This is a genomic window from Kangiella sp. M94 (assembly GCF_054926195.1).
In genome coordinates this window covers 1,930,574-1,952,805 of the sequence record NZ_CM142903.1, presented here as the reverse complement: position 1 = coordinate 1,952,805, position 22,232 = coordinate 1,930,574, and the positions used below count along the sequence as shown (strand labels likewise).

Genomic DNA, 22,232 nt, shown 5'->3' with positions numbered 1-22,232 from the left:
TAACATTAATCGACGATGCTGCCCAAGTTCTTTGTTAATTGAGTTATGGTCTTTTGCGATAATGAAATTGGATGAAATTATCAGTCTCAATCACCTTACGTGTTAATTCAACTTTATACTCCTCTTCGGGAGTAAGGATGGCAACTGTTTGACCGGAGCGATAGCCTAAAGGCGGTAAAATGATGCTGGAATCAATGCCTGCATTTGGCATTTCGGGCAACAGAAGTCCATTGTGGTGATAAGCGGGCTTAGCGTAATCCCAGTCCAGTGTTGCACGAATAGGGGTTGCTTCGGGTGAAATTAATTCCACGCCGATCAGGAACACATCATGACCCTGCCAACGATTCCAGCGAATCAACCCTAGGTTGTACATTTCTTGACCATTTTTAAAGTTAACTACAGTCACCAGTTCATTCGTTTCGGCATATTGGGATGGTGCTTTTTCAAATGCCACACAAAAACCTGCAGGGCTGACATCTTTAACAACGCCGTTTATCCACTGATATTTGACACGGGTTTTAAATTCTTTATAAGGGTGGTTTTCCTTCTCAAGCTTCCGCTGATCAAAAGTACGAGGCTTGTATATTGATGCAAAAGCATCTTCGGTTTTTCGTTTATCCTGTATGTCCATACTACGTGGACGCGATTGTTTCCAGACAAACCCGTGCTGGCTTTCTTCTTGTTCCAACTCCAGTGATTCGACCTGAAACGGTTCGGCTTTCTTGGATGGACCGAAGAAGCGCTCATGAACTGCTCGCCCCATGCGCTCAACCATAAAATGATGAGAGCTTGCCAGGCCGACAGCAACCTGAGTCGTTTGATTAGAGTTGATGCGGATAAAGTTACGAGTTTTAACGGTATTCCAGCTTTCAAGTACCAATGCTTTTAAATCATCATCCAGTTTAAGCTCTGCAGATTTTTTGAAGCGTCCAAAGAAGCCACCTCTTTTTTCTCGCATACTGTTCTCAAGCAGCCCGATAGCTTCCGTTAAATCAATACCGTACTTTAACTGAGACTCGCTCTCTATTGCATTGGCAGGTTGTGGAGGAATTTCAGTCTCAGGCAGATAAGCAAACAATGTTTTATCGTTTATAGTCGGTGATAGCTCAATGTGATCCGCTAGCGTTTGAATAGCTTCATAAATGGCGCTTGCCTCGCCATGTTTCATTTGATACGGATTGCAAATAGACATGGTCAGATTTATCAGCAGTTGCTTTTTAACACTGACTAATGGCGTGGATGATTTTTTTAACTTGTGATCTAAAATGTCATTATTAGTTGCTAACTTGAAAATAATATTCTGCTGACGCCAGATTTTACCACCTACTGATTTGTATAGCTGGTAGCGCTGTAATTGAATTTGGCCAAGATAATGTAAGGCATTAGCACAAGCAGCAGGTAAAATAGTCTTGCTATATTTTTCTAGTAACTGTGGATTTTGATTCAAATCCTCTATAACGGCATTAAAACCAAAAACCAGCTCAGATGCTAAAGCATGTACTAGTTCAGAGGCTGATTGTAGTTTTTGAGAATATTTCAGCGGACTATGGACATAAATTTCAGACAGGGAAGCCATCAGCATTTTACTGGTTGGGACAATGGCCTCAAGGATCTGCAAGCGTTCTTTGGGCTCTAATGGTGACTGATTGAGATCGTATAGGTAATGAAAAACCTTGGAAGCAGTTTCACCCATATCGGCAATTGGCAATTGTTCCAGCCAAGACTCAGCAGCTTTGACGCTGGCTGGTATATCAGCGACCATGGTTTCATTTCTGACTCTGACTGTGAGCCCCAATTGTCCTTGAGTTAAGGCCACTTCTTTCTCCTTAGCCTAGTGCTGGCAAATTAGCTTTTATTTTTCAATGAAGTGATTGCTTTTATATTAGCGAATAGGGGCACCAAGCGCCAGTTTTATTTACTACTAAGTCTTTGATTATTTGTAGCTAATAAGCCCAGATCAATAGGGGTTTTACTACTTCTACCTGCTTCTTCGCGAACCAGTTTAGGGACTAGGAAGCCAGCTAACAGACTGTTGAGTTCCTGCATTATCTTAATTGCTTCAGAATCATTAACTTCAAAGTGGTGTGTGCCACTAACTTTATCAAGCTGATGAAGGTAGTAGGGTTGTATATGATGAGCAAACAGCTTCTCACTAAGTTCGGCTAAAGTAATGCTACTGTCGTTAATATTCTTTAAAAGAACGCTTTGGTTGAGTAGATGAATGCCGTTCTGATGCAATCTGTTTGCTGCTTTAGCAAAAAGCTCACCTATTTCATTGGGATGGTTGATATGCAAGACCATGACAGTTTGTAAGCGGCTTTCGGTCAGAGCCTCTATCAATCCTTGAGTAACCCGCTGTGGAATAACTACAGGCAATCGCGTGTGAATGCGTAGTCGAACCACAGACGGTATGAGTTCAAGTTGCTGGATAAAGTCCTTCAGATAAGAGTCATTGACTGCTAAAGGGTCGCCACCGCTCAGAATGACTTCATTGATTTCAGGATGGGCATTTAAATAGTCAAAGATGGCTTGCCAGCCTTGACGCCCCGTCTGGTGTTGCTGATAAGGAAATTCACGGCGGAAACAATAGCGACAGTTGATCGCACAGGCGGTGGACAGCATGACTAGAACTCGTGAACGGTACTTATGCAGAAGCCCCGGCACTTCAGATTGTTGCTCTTGTAGAGGATCGGGCACAAAGCCGGCAACCTCCTGGTTTTCATCGCTTACAGCCAAAACCTGTCGCAACAGGGGATCATATGGATTGTTTTTTTCCATACATTCGACAAAAGGCGCCGGCACTTTCTGTATGAACTGATGCTCAGGCAAAACCGTGTAAGGGAGATCATCTATGGCAAGGTTTAATCGAGACAAGAGCTCAAAAGGCGAAGAAATTGCCTGTGACAGCAACTTTTTCCACTCTCGCTCCTGCCAATATGAATCATTTCGCGGTAGAATCTGCAGGTTTTGAATCATAAACTCATTGATATCCAGAGGAACACATGGGAACAATTACCACCAACGACATACGTAATGGTACAAAAATAATGCTAGACGGCGAACCATGTACGGTTGTCGACAACCAATTCGTCCGTCCCGGTAAAGGTCAAGCCTTCAGTAAGACCAAAGTATTATACTTACTAACAGGCCGCACCGTCGAAAAAACTTTTAAATCCGGTGAAAGCATCGAAACCGCAGACGTTATGGATACCGAAATGGAATACCTCTATAACGATGGCGAGTTCTGGTACTTCATGGATCCAAACACTTTTGAGCAAGTTTCAGCCGACAAAAATGCCGTAGGTGACAAAGCCGTTTACCTGATCGAGCAAGATAAATGCTCAATCACATTATGGAACGGTAACCCAATTGACGTAACACCGCCCAATTTTGTGGTGTTAGAAGTGACAGACACCGACCCAGGATTGCGTGGCGATACCTCCGGTGGCGGCTCAAAACCAGCCACCATGCACACAGGCGCAGTAGTCAAAGTGCCTTTGTTTGTGAATATAGGCGACAAGTTGAAAGTCGATACTAGGACTGGCGATTACGTTTCACGCGCCTAGCTTGTTAAAATATCCTTATGCTTTGTTATCAGGCATGCTCAGATGCTCATTGGCTACTTGCCAGCTGCGCTTCCTCACAGGCCAGATGCCTCGCCTAAGAATATTTTCCCTGCGCTAGGTAGGTGCCGGTGATAGTAAGGGTATTGCATTAGCAGGTTGGTAGGGGCAGGCCAATGTGCCTGCCCTTATTAAATACTAATGTCTGTTTATAGGATGGGTTAGCTTGAAAAGCGTAACCCATCAATCATTGAGCTAACCTTTGACTCAAATCTATGACCCACTGGAAACCTTCAGCTTCACTACAGAACCTCAAAGCCCGCGCGCAGTTGCTATCAACTGTTCGTAGCTTTTTTGCAGCTCGTGAAGTATTGGAGGTCGACACTCCAGTCTTATCACATCATGGGGTGACTGACCGCTATATGCGTTCGATGACTGCTGATGTTGGTTTCTCCGCTGAAAAAAGTTTTCTGCAAACTTCACCTGAATACGCCATGAAGCGTTTATTGGCGGCGGGTTATGGCTCTATTTATCAGATATGCAAAGCGTTTCGGCAGGATGAGGTGGGCAACAGGCACAACCCTGAGTTCACTATGCTGGAATGGTATCGATTGGGTTTTGACCATTTCCAACTGATGGATGAGGTTTTTGAGCTGGTTACTGAGGTGCTGGGACCAAGGCAACGACAGGATTTAACCTATCAGCAGGTGTTTCTTGATTTTCTTAAAATTGACCCTCTAACCATCAGTAATGATGAGCTTGAGCGGTTCGCTCGTTCAAATCTGGGGAGTCTTCCGGAGAATTTGGAGCGGGATGATTTTCTGAGCCTGTTGTTTGAAGATAAGATCGAACCTCGGCTGGGAAGGGATAACTCTGTTTGCTTTATTTACGACTATCCAGCCAGCCAGGCCGCTTTAGCGCGTATTTCAGAGACAGATTCGCGAGTTGCTCATCGTTTTGAGCTGTATATTGAAGGTGTCGAGTTGGCCAATGGCTTTTATGAGTTGGCTGATAGCGAGCAACAATTGGCTCGCTTCAGAGCGGATAACCTGTGGCGCAAGAGTAACAGTTTGCCGGAAATAGACATCGACCAACGCTTTATTGCAGCATTGGAGCATGGCTTGCCTGAGTGTTCAGGCGTGGCTTTAGGGCTCGACCGTTTATTGATGATCAAACTCAATACCAAGGATATTCAAGATGTCATTGCTTTTCCCTGGGATCGAGCCTAACTAACCAACTAACCAACTAACCAACTAACCGACCAACAGATTGTCTACGCGGCGGACGGCGCCTTAGTCATCGGTTGATTTTTATTGCCTTCGATTCGTCTCGCCATATTCATTTTGTCAAAAGTTCGTTTATCGGCTAAGCCGACAAATCGTCTTTTATCCTTCAAGCGAGCCATAAACAATACCTGATCTTGTGTTAGGTCATCCAGCATTCGCTCAGTGCGTTCGCTGACGCCCAACATAGTGACCATATCTCTATTGATCTTGTTGAAGGACTCAAGTTGATTGATGTTAACCGTTTCGCAGAGGTAGTGGTTACTGTCTCCGGGAAGGGTAAAATTACGAAATGAAAAATGACCATTGCCACTTGGAAAGTCGCCGGCGAGAATTGTGATCTTAGACATAAGAACTCCTTGTTTCCTAAATCTGGCTAACCTGTTCTCAGCCAATGAAATCTTGAGAAAAGTGTTAGCAGTTTCCTAAACATCCTGTATCTCCTTACCACCTGCTTTTATAAGCAATAGTTATAAGGATTGCTTCTATTTGTACTTGAGAAAGGATTATTCGTCAATAATTGTTTAAAAAATATACGAAAAATAAGAATTAGAAACAGCTTAGTGGTGAACTATCAGGTACTTAGCTTTTGCGCCAGTGCTCGATCAAAGTGCGAGATATGGAGTATTTGTATGGCAGGATAAGCTGGCCACTGCCAACTAACTCATTGATTTGCCGACGAGTAAACCAGGCTGCATGTTCGAGTTCATCATCTTTCAACGCTATCGAAGGGTGAGTTGCTTCAGCGGTAAAGCCGGTCATTAGTGACTGAGGGAAGGGCCAGGGTTGCGAACCAAAATACTGAATATTGATGACGGTTAGTCCTGCTTCCTCGTTAGCTTCGCGTGCCACCGCTTGCTCCAGACTCTCTCCAGGTTCGACAAATCCCGCAATCACCGAATAGCGATTCTCCGGCCATTGAGCCTGGCGTCCCAATAAAATTTTGTCCTGGTAAGTGATAGCGCAAATCACAGCGGCATCGGTTCGCGGATAATGCTCTTTGCCGCATTCCTGATTACTGCATTGACGGACAAAACCAGCCAATTTAGAGTAGGTGGCATGGCCACAATAGCCACAATACTGGTGGGTGTTGTGCCAATGTTCGATGCCAATTGCCACGTTGGCTAAAAATGATTCAGCTTCTGATAATACGGGTAACAGCTCGCGTAAGCCTTTCAGCGAGACTGATGGAAACTGCTTGATAAAATAATCTGGTTCAGTCAGCCGGTAACTGAAATAGTGCTTATTCTGGTCAGCCTCTTGAACCTGACCAAGATAGATTAAGTGCTTGTCTTGAATATCCTCAACGGTGTCGGATAATTCGCTCCAGTTTAGCCACAGAAGACTTTCATCTTGAGTCAGCAATTGCTGACGGTGGACTGGCAGGATACTGCTGTCTGCTTGTTGTGCGAGCTCGCGAAGTTGAGTGGGATTGATTCTAAGTTCAGCCTGACGATCCAGCTGATTAAATTGCAGTGCAAACATGATGTTCTCTTAATCTGCTATTGGGTTATGGGTACCATTGCATGACAACGTACAATGAGCTGATAGATACCGCAAGCCAAAGAATGATGCCTAGTAACATTGAGCGAATGGGGATTGCCTTGATTGCAGCTTTATTCAGGCTGGTGCCCATCCATAGCAGGCTCAATGCAAACAGATTCTTTGAAGCTGGCTTGATGTAAGTGCCCACTTGCGTCATAAGTTCAGGTGACATAACAAAACTACTCACAGAGCTAGCCAGCAAGAAAAATACGATAAACAGCGGCAGGCTGAATCTGATTTTGCCCGAATGTTGCGACACAGAGGCAATGATAGCCAGAGGAATAATCCATAATGCCCGTGATAGTTTGGTGGTTGTTGCGACTTCGAGTGCTTCTTCGCCATAGACGGCAGCGGCACCAACTACGCTACTGGTGTCGTGAATACCTAGCGCAGCCCATAGGCCAAACTGGCTCTGTGTGAGCTCCAGCCAATGACCAACCGCAGGAAAAACAAACAAAGCCACCGCATTTAAGATAAATACAATCGCCAGCGATATGACCATGTTATGGCTACTGGCTTTGATCGATGAACCCACTGCAGCAATCGCGCTCCCGCCACAAATTGCAGTTCCAGAGCTGATCAGCCAGCCCTGTTGCTTGTCCAGTTTAAACAGTTTCGCAACCAACAATCCTAAGATTAATGCCCCGGCAATAACACTTACTGTTAATACGAAGCTGTCTTTGGCGGTCCCCCATAACTCAGTTAAGGGAAGACTGAAGCCTAGTAGCACAATAGCGATTTTTAGTAACAGACTGGCCCAGCTGGCAAGGGGTAAGGACTGCTGATCAGCAAAGAACCAGCCCCAGATAAGTCCGGCAGCCAGTGCATAACTGGCAGGGAGCAGGCTGAATACACAGGCAATGCTCAATACTAAAAGCACAATATTAGCTGGCGTAAATGGGAATATTTTGACTGGTTGCACGTTGATAATTAACTGAAAAACTAAGCTTGGGAGTTTACAGGCCTTTGCTTTGAAGTTCATTAGCTTTCTTTAATATGGTTATCTTTTACACACTTTGTTACAGCCTTTTTATGAAAAAAACTAAAAAAGTGTTTTACAGAGTCGGTGTTATATCTTAGTATAACACCATGTCAGCAGAACACTGATGGTAAAGAGTTGTTGTTCTGCTAGGTTAAGATGTTGATTTTGATAGGTTTGTATTCAAAACAACAGAAGGTAACTGCCAACAGGTAGCTAAATATGCAAATACATTGGGACGACACACAGCCAATTTACCTGCAACTGCGCGACAGGGTCTTGAATATGATCCTCGATGGCAGCCTGCAGGAAGGTGATGCCTTGCCCTCGGTTCGGAACATTTCAGCGGAGTATAAGCTGAACCCGATAACCGTATCCAAGGCGTATCAATTATTGGTGGAAAGTGAATTAGCAGAAAAACGAAGGGGATTAGGCATGTTCGTAACAGAAGGTGCGAAAGAAAAGTTATTGAAGCAAGAGCGTGAGCAGTTTTTAACTGTGGAATGGCCTGCATTATTACAAAAGATTGAGCGTTTACAAATCTCATTGGATGAGTTGTTCAAGCGCACAAAGGACGAGGAGAGCGATCATGAGTAATATCCTTGAAGCAAAAGGACTCAATAAAAGATATGGCAGTTTCAAAGCATTGGATAATGTCAGCTTTGAACTAGCGCCAGGACGTATTTTGGGTTTAATCGGCCCAAATGGTGCGGGAAAAACAACATTACTAAAATCAGTGTTGGGATTAACACCCTTCGAAGGTGAGCTTAATATTTTCGGTCTCGATCCGCATAAACAGCGCGATGAGTTAATGCAGCGCGTTTGTTTTATTGCTGATGTGGCTGTATTACCTCGCTGGATTAAAGTAAGTCAGGCCATCGACTTTGTAGAGGGGGTACACCCTCGCTTTAGTCGTGAGCTGTGTGAGAAGTACTTGGAACAAACAAAAATAAAAAGGAATAGCCGGGTTAAGGCCTTATCCAAAGGAATGGTGGTGCAATTGCACCTGGCCTTAATTATGGCGATTGATGCGGACCTGTTGATTCTGGATGAACCAACATTAGGACTGGATATCCTGTTCCGCAAGTCATTTTACGAGCAACTGCTAAACGATTATTTTGACGATAATCGAACCATAATAATAACTACGCATCAGGTCGAAGAAATTGAGCACATTTTGAGTGACCTCATTTTTATCCAGGATGGAAAGATTGTGCTGGATGACTCGATGGACGCGATAGCAGACTCGTATTTTGAAGTCATGGTTGAGAAGGAGTTTGAGGAAGCTGCCTTAGCGATGAAGCCAATGAATGTCAGGGAAGTCTTTGGACAAAAGGTATGTCTATTCAACGGCGTCGCTAAGGAGCAACTTCAAGAGTTAGGTAAGGTTCGCAAGCCGAGCGTAGCCGATCTGTTTGTTGCCAAGATGAAAGGAGAGGCCGCATGAAAACGTTTCTAACCTTATTGAAAAGAGAGTATTGGGAGAATAAAACCGGTTTGCAATGGGTGCCGATGATTATTGGCGGTATTGCAGTATTCGCTGTCTTCCTTGGGGTCTTTGTATTTAGCGCCAGTAACGTGCAGATCAATGGTGTCGGCAGTCATGACCTGACCAGTTTATTCAAGCTGTATGACGTCAGCGTTGACACACGCGTTAAAGAAATTGGTGTGCAAATGGGGCTCTATACGCTAATTACCGGCTTTGGTATTGTGCTGGCTATTGTAGGCTTCTTCTACTGTTTAGGCGCACTGTACGATGACCGTAAAGACCGCAGCATTTTATTCTGGAAGTCGATGCCTGTATCAGACAGCATGACTGTGCTTTCAAAAGTGGTCACGGTTATGGTGGTTGCCCCCTTGTTTGTCTGGGTGATATTACAGTTGACCTCTATCGCTATCATGATTTTAGGCACCATTTTTGCCTGGATATCAGACGCCAGCGCCTGGCATAACATCTGGCAGCCATCGAATCTGTTTGTGATTGCGTTCTATCAGTTACAAGCGCTGTATGTTGCTACTCTATGGGCTGCACCGATTATTGGATATTTATTGCTGGTTTCAAGCTGGACGAAGAAGGTGCCATTCCTGGTAGCAACAGTGCCAGTAATATTAGTCATTATTGCTGAAAGTATCGTAACAAACACAGCTTACGTAGTTTCCTATATTGGCGAGCGCTTTGTGATGATATGGAGTGCTTACATCACCCCTGTCGGTAAAATCGCCGGTGATTTCAGTGATGTTATTGATGAAGATGTTTCGGAATTTATTGAAGAGGATTGGCTTCCTTTGAGTTTTGGTGAGCATCTAATGGATATGGATTTGTGGTTCGGATTAGCGTTTGGAGCAATTTTAGTGGTCGGCGCTATTATGATTCGTCGCTACCGAGACGAGGCGCTTTAAGCCCTCATCTCGGTTGTATTTAAAGGAGAAAGATCATGGTTTACAATAAACGCAGTACTCAATGGTTAAGTCGAGTGTGCTTATATATTGGAGTTGGAGCACTGTTGACGATTATTGCCATTCAATGGAATCACTCAGTACCAGAGATTGAGGTACTCAACTCTCTGGAAACAGTGAACAAGATCCAGTTAAGCATCAAGAACTTATTTAAATAGAAAACAGGGGCTGGAAATCAGCCCTTGCTTTATCACATCATGCCTCAAGCGCCATTGCTGGTTAAATATCAGACAGAATCGAATCATTTCATTCTCTGAAACCTGTAAACTGGCTGTTTCTTATACAAAATGGCGCTACTACTCTTCAAAGCACCTGCAAAAAATCTTGACAAATAAGCATCGTTATATTGCTTGCTTATAAGTAGAAATTATTGATAGTATGCGATTTATAAGTGGTATGACGTCTTACCGTCTTCCGTTTACTTTTGTTTATAGCAAACAGTTAATTCCTATCGATGGGGGAAGGAATTGTATGAAAAATACAGGGTTAAACCATAACAACTCTCCAATGACGCGCTTATCTAAGATTGCAGCCGGCGTTGCCTTAGCTGTATCTGCAGCTAGTAGCCAGGCAGTTAATTGGGATACTGAAAATTACGACGTCAACTTTGATACCACATTATCTGTGGGTGTCGGCGTTCGTGTTGAAGAACGTGATCGTAATCTAGTCGGTAAGGCCAACCTTTATGAACTAGAAACCGGACAACCAATCTCTAATTTATACGGTACAGGTGTTAACGGCACTTTTACCGCTCCTCCCGGTGCATGGTCGAATAACTCCGATGACGGTAACTTGAATTTTGATCAAGGCGATTTTTTCTCGCAAGTCATCAAAGGTGTCCATGAACTGGATATGCGCCATAAAGATGGTGACCAAGGTTTATTTGCTCGTGGCCTTTGGTACTACGATCGTATTTTGATGGATACAGAACTTCCTTTCCGTAATTTGGACAGCTACCCAGCTGGTGGTTATGGCGGTGAGTACAACACGGCTAGAACTGAACAGGGTTATGATGCTCGTATGCTTGATGTATACGTCTGGAAAACCTTTGAATTCGATAACGGTAACGTTATGCAGGTTCGCTTGGGTGAGCAGGTGGTTAGTTGGGGTGAAAGTACCTTTATCCAGCACAGCTTGTCGGAAGCCAACCCTGTTGACTTAAGAGTATTAAGAAATCCAGGTGCTGAGCTAAAAGAAGCCTTCATTCCTACTAGTATGATCTGGACTTCGTTAGACTTAAGCATGAACTGGAATATGGAAGCCTTCTACCAATTCGAATTTGAAGAAGTAAAGTTTGATGAGCCAGGCACTTATTTCTCAACTCGAGATTTCTTGGGTCTTAAAGGCTATGAAGTACATCTGGGTTTTGCTCAATATTCTGAAGGCCAGCCTGGTACAGTGGCTTTAAGAGAGAAAACTCGTTTTGCTGATGATGAAGGTCAGTTTGGTGTCAAATTAGGATACTTTACAGATTATGGTACTGAACTAGGCTTCTACTACATGAATTATCATAGTCGTCGCCCAATCATTTCTGCTAATGCGGCCAATTCCAGTGGGGTCGTAACGGGCTTCCTTGAATACCCTGAAGATATTCAAATGGTTGGTATGAGTTTCAATACTGCAACCGATGGTGGTTTATCAGTTGCTGGTGAAGTTTCCTATCGTATCGATGAGCCATTACAGGTCGATGACGTTGAATTGTTATTTGCGACACTTGAGCCTATTGGCCAGATCCCAAGCGGTACGAGTCAAGTTGCTAACGGTGTTGGTTTAGGTGAAGAAATTTCAGGTTATCGTTTGCTGGATACTGTTCAGGCACAGATGACCATTACTTCATTATTGGGGCCGGTCTTTGGCTCAGACCAAACTGCTTTCTTGGTGGAAGTTGGTGCCAACCAGATTTTGGATATGCCTAGTCAGGACGAATTACGTTTCGAAGCTGAAGGTACTTTCCGCTCTGGCAACCCTGATCGAGCTGTTGACTATAACGGAAATGGCACAATTGACGGCTTATTTGGAATAGATCCTACGGGCACTTCTCCTTGTGGCTTTAATCATCCGGTAACCAATCAAAGAGTCTATACCGAGTGTGAGGGCACGACTCAAAATGGTTTCGCTGATGAGTTCTCATGGGGTTATCGCATGGCAATGCGCTGGGACTACAATAACATCTTTAGTGGTTGGAACATGTCTCCACGTATCGTTTTCCAGCATGATGTGAGTGGTAACACCCCAGCTCCAATTTCGAACTTCCTGGAAGGTCGTAAGTCGCTGTCAGCAGGCGTAAGTTTAAGTACCCTAAGTGCTTGGAAGTGGGATTTTGCTTATAACAGCTACTTCGGTGGCGGTTCTGCAAACCTGATTTCAGACCGGGATCATGTCTCTCTAGCATTGAGTTATTCGTTTTAATAAAAGGGTTGTATAAGATATGGCTAAAATGATGAATAAATGGTTATTGGCAGGTGCAGTCGTTTCGGCAGTATGCTCGGGCGTTGCATCGGCTAAAGTTTCAGCAGAAAAGGCTGCGCAATTAGGCGGAGATGTCTATACACCCATGGGTTCGATTCGAGCAGGTAATGAAGACGGCTCGATCCCTGCCTGGACTGGTGGTATCACAGAAGACATGATTCCAGAAGGTTATCAGGAAGGTGATCATCACCCTAACCCATTCGCAGACGATGAAAAGCTGTTTACAATTGATGCATCAAATTTTCAGCAGTACAGAGAGCATTTGACGGATGGTCAAGTGGCTTTATTTAAAGCCTATCCAGATCGCTTCAAGATGCACATTTACCCAACTCGCCGTAGTGCCTCGTATCCTCAACATGTGCTAGATGCAGTAAAAGCGAATGCTAGTCGTGCAGAGTTGATACAAGAAGGTAACGGTATTAAAGGGGCTGCAATTGGTGTTCCGTTCCCATTTCCGGAAAATGGTTTACAGCTAATCTGGAATTCAATTACCCGTTATCGTGGCGTTTCTGTTGAGCGTGAAGTCGGTCAGGCTGCGCCATTACCAGACGGTAGTTATGTGTTGGTTAAGCTTAGAGATGAGCTTCACCATATCTATAACGAGCCTGATATGACTCCAGAGAAGCTGGAAGAGGGTAACGTTCTGTTCCTTTTCCGTCAAAACGTAACTGCACCGGCACGTTTGGCTGGTACAGCATTGTTGGTTCACGAAACGATGGATCAGGTTAAGGAACCTCGTAAAGCATGGACTTATAACACGGGTCAGCGTCGTGTGCGTCGTGCTCCTAATGTTGCTTATGATGCTCCAGGCACAGCTTCTGATGGTCTGCGTACCACCGATGATTTTGATATGTTCAACGGTGCTCCCGATCGTTACAACTGGACGATTAAAGGCAAGAAAGAAATCTATATCCCATACAACAGTTATAAACTGCACTCGGATGAAGTTACTTATGATGAAATCATCAAGCCAGGAGTTATTAACTCTGACTTGGTACGTTATGAGAAACACCGTGTATGGGTATTGGAAGCTAACTTGAAAGAGGACACCCGTCATCAATACAAGAAGCGCGTTTTCTATATTGATGAGGATAGCTGGCAGATTGCTGCAGAAGAGATGTATGACGAGCGTGGTGAATTATGGCGTGTTGCTCAAGCATACTTGATTAACTACTACGATGTACCAACGTTGTGGTCGACTCTTGAAGCATATTACGATCTTCCATCCGGTCGCTACCTGGTTATTGGTTTAGACAACCAGGAGAATATGTATAACTTCAATGCTGAATTTAGTGGGTCACACTTTACTCCTTCAGCATTACGTCGCGCCGGTCGACGCTAGTTTGACAGTCCAAGCGGCCGTTCCTTCGGCCGCTTTTTTTATTATTACATGTTTATAATAACCAGAGAATTCAGTTCTGTATGAAAGCAATCATTAAGTATGCATTCCCTTTGGTGCTGTTTATCATCGGAGCTTTTGCTTCTTCGTGCTTGGAAGCTAAACCCGCATTAATCGCTGATAAAGCAACAAAGTCATTATTATTGGATATTGAGAAACTGCCATCAGGGCGCTTAGTGACGGTAGGGGAGCGAGGTCATATTCTTTTATCAGATGATGAAGGGATTGAGTGGCGACAAGTGCCAGTGCCGACACGTGAGCAGTTGACAGCGGTAGATTTTCTGGATGACAAGCGTGGTATTGCTGTTGGCTTCAGCCAAACAGTTTTGCTGACTAACGATGGTGGTGAAAGTTGGCAGTTAAGTCATCAGGAAGAGTCTTACGAACAACCAGCATTATTTGATGTGCAATTTATTAACAGCGACTTAATTATAGCGGTAGGTTCGTATGGTTTATACCTTGAGTCAGCGGACGGCGGTGAGTCCTGGGAGTCTCGAGAAATTGAAGGTTTAGCAGATTATTATGGCTATTTCAGCCACTTTTATTCCTTTAAGAAAGTGACTGAAGATTACTGGGTTATTGCCGGCGAGAAATATATTGAAGGTATCGATGACGATGGTTTTGAAACCAGCTCGGCGTTAGTTGCTGAAACTCGCGATGGTGGTGAAACATGGCAGAAGCTGGAAACTCCTTACGATGGCTCTTTTTTTGGTATCCAGGTAGATGATAACGGTTATCTTTATGTCTATGGCCTTCGAGGCAACCTCTACATTTCAAAAGATCAGGGGCAATCATGGCAGGGGCAGTTCCTAAGTACAGCCTCAGGCTTCCACGATTTAGCCATTTTAGACTCTAATCGCTGGGTACTGGTGGGTACTGGTGGTGTGCTGGTTTATAAAACATTGACATCGACTGATATCAAAAAGCGGAAAGACTTGAAAGGCCGTACTGCAGTTGTAGCTATTGATGATGAGACAGTAATTGTTGTTGGTGATGGTGGCGTTGAGCGTTTAAGCCTATCACAAGAGTAATTAGCCATAGTATTCGTTAAAGGTTATTCAGAATGACAAAAAACAAATTAGAAACATTAGTTTCAAAGATTTTTTTCTCCAAGCGAACGTTATGGATTAGTTTGTTTGCCGTATTTACAGTGATCATGGCGTACTTCGTTACACAATTGCGAGTAGATGCGAGCTTCGAAAAAAATATTCCGCTAAAGCATGAGTACATGCAAACGTATCTTGAATATCAAGAACAGTTCGGTGGAGCCAATCGTGTCCTGGTGGCTCTGGAGGATAAGAGTGGGGATATATTCAATGCCACTTTCTTCGAAGCTTTAAATGAAACAACCGGTAGAGTGGCCGGTATTTCAGGGGTTAATCAACCTCAGGTAGAATCTCTATTTACTCCCAATATACGATACATTGAAGCGAGCGAGCAGGGGCTTGAAGGTGGCCCTGTCATTCCTGCACGGTTTGATGGTTCTGAGCGTGCGCTAAACCAGGTTCGTGAAAATATTCTAAAAGCAGGAATTGTTGGTCGATTAGTCTCCAATGAGTTCGAGTCGGCAATGGTTTCGGCACAGTTGCTATCCGAATATAACCCTATAGACGATCAGTCAGCAGGACAAAACGGCGATCAGATGGTACAGACTGACTTTGTCCGTGTGGCCCATGATTTAGAGCAGATTCGTACCGACATTGAATCGAAATACCCAAACATTGAAGTTCATATCATAGGCTTCTCTAAAATGATTGGTGATGTCAGTGACGCAGCAGGTGGTGTGATTGTTTTCTTTCTGATCGCTTTGGCTATCACGGCGCTGCTGGTCTATTGGTACTCCCGCTCTCTTAAATTGACTTTGCTGCCAATTTTAACATCGATTATTGCGGTGGTATGGCAACTAGGCCTGCTCACAGCTATGGGCTACGGCATAGATCCTATGTCGATTCTGGTGCCATTCCTGATTTTTGCCATCGGTGTCAGCCATGGCGTGCAGATGATCAATGGTGTGCAGCATAATGTTGCCCACGGCATGAAAACTCACAATGCTGCGATTGCGGCTTGTGCCGCCTTGATCGTCCCGGGTGGTATTGCTTTGATCAGTGACACGGTAGGCTTTTTAACACTGCAGCTGATTGAGATTGATATTATTCGCGAGTTAGCGGTCACCGCCAGTATTGGTGTTGCAGTACTTATTCTGACCAATTTGTTGTTGTTACCACTGCTATTATCCTATACCCATTTCTCGGATAAGTTTGTTCAGGGCGTTCGTAAGCGTGAACAGGCTCGTGAAAAGTGGTGGAAAATCATTGCTGGATTTGCCCGTAAGCCTGTATCAACTATTGTCATTGTGGTCGGTCTGCTATTAGGAATCTTAGGCTATTGGCAGTCCCTGAATATGAAGATAGGTGATTTACAAGCTGGAGCACCAGCTTTAAAACAGGATTCGACCTATAACCTGGATAATAAATACATTACCGAAACCTATGCCATAGGTACTGATGTAATTTATGTTCTGGCAAAGACAAAGCCGGATGGTTGCACATACTTCGATATCATGAATAACATTGATCAATTCCAATGGGAAATGAACAACGTTAAAGGTGTCCAGTCTACTATCAGTTTGCCGCAGGTAGCCAAGGTGGTGAATGGCATGCTGAGTGAGGGCAACTTGAAGTGGAAAGTTTTACCAAAAGATGAGGCTGTACTGGTTCAGTCAATTAGTCGCGTTGAAACCGGTACCGGTTTATTGAACTCCAATTGCAGCATCATGCCAGTAATGATTTTCCTTGATGATCATAAAGCTGAGACAATTGAGCGACTGATTGCAGAGGTCAAAGATTTCCGTGCTAATAAAGCTCATGAGGAAGTTGAGTATCTTTTGGCAACGGGTCCGGTTGGTGTGATGGCTGCGACTAATGAAGCGGTTTCCGAAGCACAGATACCGATGATGATATGGGTATATTTGGCCGTAACACTGTTGTGCTTAATCAGTTTCCGTTCTGTGCGCGGCACTATTTGTGTGATTCTGCCGCTGGTGGTGGTGTCATTCCTGGCGCAAGCACTAATGACCTGGCTGGAAATCGGTCTGACCGTTGCTACTTTACCGGTAATTGCTCTGGGGGTTGGTATTGGTGTTGATTATGGTATTTACATCTTCTCAAGAATGGTGGGATTTATTCGTTCTGGAATGAGTGTGGCCGATGCCTATTTTGAGACTCTCAAGCTGACAGGTAACGCTGTATTATTTACCGGTCTAACGCTGGCTATTGGTGTTAGTACCTGGCTGATGTCTGATCTGCAGTTCCAGGCAGATATGGGCATAATGCTGACGTTCATGTTCTTAGTGAACATGTTAGGCGCAATTATCCTACTACCAGCATTAGCAGCTTTGTTATACCGCCGCTGATATTAAAAAAATATTAGTACGCTAACAGGGCGTACCAGTTGGAAATAATGGCATCTAAAGTAAAATTTAGGTGCCATTTTTGTTTCAAATGGCCTAGAATTGACTCAATTTATTTTCGATTTTTTTCACCTATTTCAAGCGTATTTGGAAAGGATAATGGCCAGTTCAAACACTTCTCCCAAGCTGCTAAACGACGTGAAGCAGTTGATCGAACAAAAAGCACCAAAACGTCAATCCAACCTCATAAAACAATTTGCTGAAATTATTTATAACAGTGTCTCTGAAGATGAGTTCAGCGAGCGCACTCCTGAGCAAATTTACAATTCAATATTCAGTCTGTGGCAGTTCATTCAGGATTTTGATGGCACCTGTAAATTGCGTGTCCATAATCCAACAACGGATGAGAATCGTTGGAAAACGAAACATACCATTATTGAGCTGAATCACGCTGACATGCCATTTCTGGTGGATTCAATTCGAATGGAACTGAATCGGCATGGAATTGATGTCCACTTGCATATCCATGTTCCGATAGAAGTATTACGGGATAAGCAGGGCAAAGTTAAATCTTTAAATCTCTGCGTTGACGGTGACTGTGTTGATAGTAGCAACATCGAAACGCCGATGTATCTCGAAATTGATAAACAGCTGGACGATGAAACCATTAAACAGGTGGAGTCAGATTTATTGCGAATTTTAGCGGATGTTAGAGCCACGGTTCGTGATTGGCAGCCGATGCGAGACAGGCTGGGAGCTATTATAAATGAGCTGGAAACAACTCCGCCACCGCTGCGTAAAGATAGGATTGACGAGGCATTAGATTTCTTACGCTGGGTGAAAGCCAATCATTTTGTTTTGATGGGCTCTCGCACTTATGACTTGAAAAAGACTAAAGATGATTTGGTTTTAAAGTCAGTCAAGGATAGCGGACTGGGTACTTTAGCTGATGAAACAAAGCATATTCAGTATCGCTTGTCGCAGTCCCCTAAAGGTGCACAGAAACTGGCGTTATCCAATGAGCATATCTTGGTTTTAACCAAGACAAGCACCGTATCATCAGTGCACCGTCCAAGCCATATTGATTATATTGGAATTAAGCGCTTTAACAATAAGGGTGAAGTGGTTGGTGAATATCGCTTCTTCGGTTTGTTTACTTCTGCGGCCTATAACATGGACCCGCAATTTATTCCGGTATTGCGTAAGAAAATTCATAATGTCTTGGCTGAGTCAGGCTTAAAGGAAGGCGGCCATGATTATAAAGCGTTAAAAAATATTTTAGAAACCTATCCAAGAGATGAGTTATTCCAGATCCCAACATTGAAGCTATTGAATGTAGCGATGGGGATTCTGCACATTCAGGAGCGCCGCCAGGTTAGAGCTTTCGTGCGCCGCGATCCTTTCGGACGATACTTTTCGGTCTTGTGTTTCGTACCTAGAGATACCTACAATACCAAAGTGCGCCTTCGCATGACGGAAATACTGTCTGATGCCTTCGGCAGCAAAGGTGAGACCGAGTTTAATACGCATTTCTCAGAATCAAATTTGGTACGAACACATTTCCGTGTTCCAGTAGAGAATGCCGAAGCGATTGAGTATGACTTACAAAAGCTCCAAGCTGATCTGCAAGAAGCTGCTTTGAGCTGGGAAGATGTGTTAATGGATACCATTGAGCATCATTATGAGCCATCGGAAGCGATCAAGTTACACAAGAAATATGCAACGGCATTTTCACCCGGTTATCAAAACCAACAAAGCGTATTGTCAGCAATAGCAGATATCAAACATATTGAACGTCTGAACGAAGGCAGACCATTCGATATGCTGCTCTATAAGAAGCAGATTGAAGGTGGGTTGTTGCGCTTTAAGCTGTTTAATCGTGAGCAACCTATCCCATTATCGGAAGTGTTGCCTCTTTTAGAAAATATGGGGCTGACCGTTATTGATGAAACACCCTATAAAGTTTCATCAGAAGCGCTGGGTACTATCTGGATCATGGACTTCAGCGTCCGTCATCATCAGGAAATAGATGTCGAAGCAATCCGCGATAACTTTCAGACCGCTTTTGCTAAAGCCTGGACTAATCAGGCTGAAAAAGATGGCTTTAATCGCTTAATCATTGCTACTGGATTGAATTGGCGTCAAGTTGCCATGTTGCGTGCTTATGCTAAATACATGTGGCAAATTGGTTTTACTTTTAGTCAGACCTACATTGAACAAACCTTGTCGCAATATCCTAATATTGCACATGGCTTAGTAGAGCTATTTGAATTGCGTTTTAGTCCAGAACAAGAATTTAATGAGCGTAAATACAATAGTCACAAGCGCGAATTGCGTAAAATTTTTGAGCAGGTCAGCAACCTTGACCAAGATAAAATTGTTAATAAGTACCTTGAAGTAATTGATGCAACCTTGCGTACTAACTTCTATCAGAAAACCGAAGACGGTAAAGACAAAAGCTATATTTCCTTTAAGTTAAAGCCTGCCTTGATCACCGGTATTCCAAAGCCAGTACCGATGTTTGAAATCTTTGTTTATTCGCCTCGCGTTGAAGGTGTTCACTTGCGTGGCGGAAAAGTTGCCCGTGGCGGTTTGCGCTGGTCAGATCGTCGTGAAGATTTCCGTACCGAGGTATTGGGTCTGGTCAAAGCACAACAAGTTAAAAACTCTGTGATTGTGCCGGTGGGTGCTAAAGGTGGCTTTGTCTGTAAACAATTACCTGCGACGGGAGGTCGTGATGCATTCTTTGCTGAAGGTGTTGAGTGTTATAAAACCTTTATTCGTGCTTTGCTTGATATCACCGATAACTATGTTTCTGACAAGCTGGTTCATCCGAAAGATGTTGTGATTCACGATGAGCCAGATCCTTATTTAGTTGTCGCAGCAGACAAGGGAACAGCAACTTTTTCTGATATAGCTAATGGTATTTCGCTTGAATATGGCCACTGGCTAGGTGATGCATTTGCTTCAGGCGGTAGTAATGGTTATGACCATAAAGCTATGGGTATTACCGCGAAAGGGGCCTGGGAATCAGTAAAACGTAACTTCCGTGAAATGGGTATTAATTGCCAGAGCGAAGATTTTACGGTAGTAGGCTGCGGCGATATGTCGGGTGATGTGTTCGGTAATGGTATGTTGTTGTCCAAGCATATTCGCCTGCAGGTTGCCTTTAACCATATGCATATTTTTGTAGATCCTAATCCAGATGCGGCAGCTTCGTATAAAGAGCGTCAACGTTTGTTCAACTTACCTCGTTCGGGCTGGAATGACTATAACTCATCCCTGATTTCTAAGGGTGGTGGAGTCTTTGAGCGAAGTGCTAAATCAATTAGTTTGACCCCGGAAATACAAGAAATGCTGGGGGTTAAAGCTAAGGCATTATCACCGAATGAGTTTATCCATGCTGCCTTAAAAATGAAAGTTGATTTATTCTGGAATGGTGGTATTGGCACCTATGTGAAATCCTCTAAGGAAACACACGCTGAAGTTGGTGACAGAGCCAATGATAGTCTTCGTGTTAACGGTTCTGAGATGAAAGCCCGAGTAATCGGCGAGGGTGGTAATTTAGGTTGTACGCAGCTTGGCCGAATTGAGTATATGCTGAATGGTGGTCGTGCGAACACCGACTTTATTGATAATGCAGGTGGTGTGAATTGCTCCGATAATGAGGTCAATATTAAGATTCTTCTTAATGGCGTGATGGCTGAGAACAGCTTGACCGAAAAGCAACGCAATACCTTGTTGGCAAAAATGACCGATGAAGTGTCTCAGATCGTCATTGAAGATAATTATCGTCAAATCCAATCGATCAGTATTACTGAGTCTCGTGCGCCGAGCATGGTTAAAGAGCATCTGCGCTTTATTCACGCGCTTGAAAAAGATGTTCAGCTTGACCGTGAGCTAGAGTATCTACCCACTGATGAAGAAATGCTTGAGCGTGAGTCGAAAGGACAAGGGTTAACAAGAGCAGAGCTATCAGTATTGCTTGCCTACGGAAAAATGCAGCTGAAAGATTCACTGCGCATTCCTGAAGTCAGCGATGAAAAGTATTTTGAGCGTTACCTGATTGAGTATTTCCCAAAACCTTTGCGTACCAAGTATGCAAATGTTATGGCCAAGCATCCACTGCGCAATGAAATTATTGCCATGAGTGTTGCCAATGAAATGGTTAACCTGATGGGTACCAATTTTGCTTTCCGCGTTATTGATGAAGTGGGTGCGAATATTGGTGAAGTGGCTCAATGCTATGCAATGGCGAAAGAAACTTTCGACATGCAAGGACTGTGGAGCAGTATTGAAGCGCTGGATAACAAGGTTCCTGCCAACGTGCAGATCCAGATGATGTTTCAGGCGCGTCGAATTGTTCGACGGGCAACTCGCTGGTTCGTGCGTAATCGTCGCAAGGATCAATCCATAGCTGAGGTGGTAGAATATTTCCGTGATGGCGTTGTCGAGCTACAGCGTAATGTTCATAAGACACTGGAAGCTAAAGAGGCACAAGGCATTGAAAAAGAAGCCCAACAGCTGATCGCTCAGGGAGTTCCTGAGAAGCTGGCACGTCAGGTTTCTTTATTGAGCACCATGTTCTCAGCCATGGATATCATTGAATTGGCAAAACAATATGATTTACCGATTCTTCTGGTTGCTGAAGTCTACTACAAACTTGGTGCGGAAATTAACCTGCACTGGTTCTTAACCCAAATCATTGCCCAACCTGTATTGAATCATTGGCAGGCGTTTGCACGTTCGGCTTTCAGAGAAGAGCTAGATTATCAGCAACGCAACCTGATTGAAGCGGTTTTGCCTTTGACCAACAAGTATAAGTCTGCGGATACCAGGATTAAGCACTTTTTGGCTGAGCATGATGATCTGCTTTCTCGTTGGCAAGAGATGGTGACTGACTTCAGACAGAGCAGTACCCATGAGTTCTCTAAGTTCTCTGTTGCTCTTCGTGAATTACAGATTTTGGTGCAACGAAGTCATCGTCTCATTAAATAGTCTTTTAAGTGTTAATACCCAGCTTAGGCTGGGTATTTTTTTACTCAAAGTATCGAGCTAAGTTTTAGAGGTTAATGTGTAAAAAAATAGTAATTGCCATAATTCGTCATAATTGACTCATATGGCTTTC

At 43.8% G+C, this 22,232-nt stretch carries 16 protein-coding genes; 11 read left to right on the top strand and 5 right to left on the bottom strand.

Annotated features, from left to right (window positions below):
* Positions 1–43 precede the first annotated feature (43 nt).
* Positions 44–1,816 (bottom strand): hypothetical protein, encoded by a 1,773-nt coding sequence (locus tag ACYTXU_RS09015; protein ID WP_462206359.1) that lies wholly within the window; start codon positions 1,814–1,816, stop codon positions 44–46.
* Positions 1,817–1,911: 95 nt separating this feature from the next.
* Positions 1,912–2,976 (bottom strand): EF-P beta-lysylation protein EpmB, encoded by a 1,065-nt coding sequence (gene epmB / locus ACYTXU_RS09010; RefSeq protein WP_462206358.1) that lies wholly within the window; start codon positions 2,974–2,976, stop codon positions 1,912–1,914.
* A gap of 26 nt (positions 2,977–3,002) precedes the next feature.
* Here epmB and efp point away from each other — a divergent pair, with 26 nt between their 5' ends.
* Positions 3,003–3,566, top strand: coding sequence for an elongation factor P (efp, locus tag ACYTXU_RS09005; protein ID WP_462206357.1), 564 nt, complete (start codon positions 3,003–3,005; stop codon positions 3,564–3,566).
* 272 nt (positions 3,567–3,838) lie between these two features.
* Positions 3,839–4,792, top strand: coding sequence for an EF-P lysine aminoacylase EpmA (gene epmA / locus ACYTXU_RS09000; protein ID WP_462206355.1), 954 nt, complete (start codon positions 3,839–3,841; stop codon positions 4,790–4,792).
* Between the two features lie 44 nt (positions 4,793–4,836).
* On the opposite strand, the gene ACYTXU_RS08995 is transcribed toward epmA, so the two are convergent.
* The 3 genes from ACYTXU_RS08995 to ACYTXU_RS08985 form a co-directional block, all read right to left on the bottom strand.
* Entirely contained in the window at positions 4,837–5,196 is a 360-nt protein-coding gene (locus ACYTXU_RS08995) for a hypothetical protein (RefSeq protein ID WP_462206354.1), read from the bottom strand.
* 232 nt (positions 5,197–5,428) lie between these two features.
* Positions 5,429–6,331 carry an NAD(+) diphosphatase gene (gene nudC / locus ACYTXU_RS08990; protein ID WP_462206353.1) on the bottom strand — a complete coding sequence of 301 codons (903 nt, stop codon included), beginning with the start codon at positions 6,329–6,331 and terminating at the stop codon, positions 5,429–5,431.
* A 25-nt stretch (positions 6,332–6,356) separates the two neighbouring features.
* Positions 6,357–7,373: a YeiH family protein gene (locus tag ACYTXU_RS08985; protein ID WP_462206352.1), complete on the bottom strand. Its 1,017-nt coding sequence runs from the start codon at positions 7,371–7,373 to the stop codon at positions 6,357–6,359.
* A 219-nt stretch (positions 7,374–7,592) separates the two neighbouring features.
* On the opposite strand from ACYTXU_RS08985, the gene ACYTXU_RS08980 reads away from it, so the two are divergent.
* From ACYTXU_RS08980 to ACYTXU_RS08940, 9 genes are all read left to right on the top strand, one after another.
* Positions 7,593–7,967: a GntR family transcriptional regulator gene (locus tag ACYTXU_RS08980; RefSeq protein WP_462206351.1), complete on the top strand. Its 375-nt coding sequence runs from the start codon at positions 7,593–7,595 to the stop codon at positions 7,965–7,967.
* The gene (locus tag ACYTXU_RS08975) at positions 7,960–8,817 is read left to right on the top strand and encodes an ABC transporter ATP-binding protein (protein ID WP_462206350.1); all 858 of its coding nucleotides are present in this window, start codon (positions 7,960–7,962) and stop codon (positions 8,815–8,817) included. The genes ACYTXU_RS08980 and ACYTXU_RS08975 overlap by 8 nt, the downstream gene beginning before the upstream one ends.
* Positions 8,814–9,770, top strand: coding sequence for a hypothetical protein (locus ACYTXU_RS08970; RefSeq protein WP_462206349.1), 957 nt, complete (start codon positions 8,814–8,816; stop codon positions 9,768–9,770). The genes ACYTXU_RS08975 and ACYTXU_RS08970 overlap by 4 nt, the downstream gene beginning before the upstream one ends.
* Positions 9,771–9,805: 35 nt before the next feature.
* Positions 9,806–9,985, top strand: coding sequence for a hypothetical protein (locus tag ACYTXU_RS08965; protein WP_462206348.1), 180 nt, complete (start codon positions 9,806–9,808; stop codon positions 9,983–9,985).
* A 313-nt stretch (positions 9,986–10,298) separates the two neighbouring features.
* Positions 10,299–12,236, top strand: coding sequence for a DUF1302 domain-containing protein (locus tag ACYTXU_RS08960; RefSeq protein WP_462206347.1), 1,938 nt, complete (start codon positions 10,299–10,301; stop codon positions 12,234–12,236).
* Positions 12,237–12,255: 19 nt separating this feature from the next.
* The gene (locus ACYTXU_RS08955; RefSeq protein ID WP_462206346.1) at positions 12,256–13,638 is read left to right on the top strand and encodes a DUF1329 domain-containing protein; all 1,383 of its coding nucleotides are present in this window, start codon (positions 12,256–12,258) and stop codon (positions 13,636–13,638) included.
* A gap of 80 nt (positions 13,639–13,718) precedes the next feature.
* Positions 13,719–14,726: a WD40/YVTN/BNR-like repeat-containing protein gene (locus tag ACYTXU_RS08950; RefSeq protein ID WP_462206345.1), complete on the top strand. Its 1,008-nt coding sequence runs from the start codon at positions 13,719–13,721 to the stop codon at positions 14,724–14,726.
* Between the two features lie 32 nt (positions 14,727–14,758).
* Complete coding sequence (locus ACYTXU_RS08945; RefSeq protein ID WP_462206344.1) at positions 14,759–17,107, top strand: efflux RND transporter permease subunit; 2,349 nt, start codon at positions 14,759–14,761, stop codon at positions 17,105–17,107.
* 156 nt (positions 17,108–17,263) lie between these two features.
* Positions 17,264–22,102: an NAD-glutamate dehydrogenase gene (locus tag ACYTXU_RS08940; RefSeq protein ID WP_462206342.1), complete on the top strand. Its 4,839-nt coding sequence runs from the start codon at positions 17,264–17,266 to the stop codon at positions 22,100–22,102.
* The last annotated feature ends 130 nt before the right edge of the window (positions 22,103–22,232 follow it).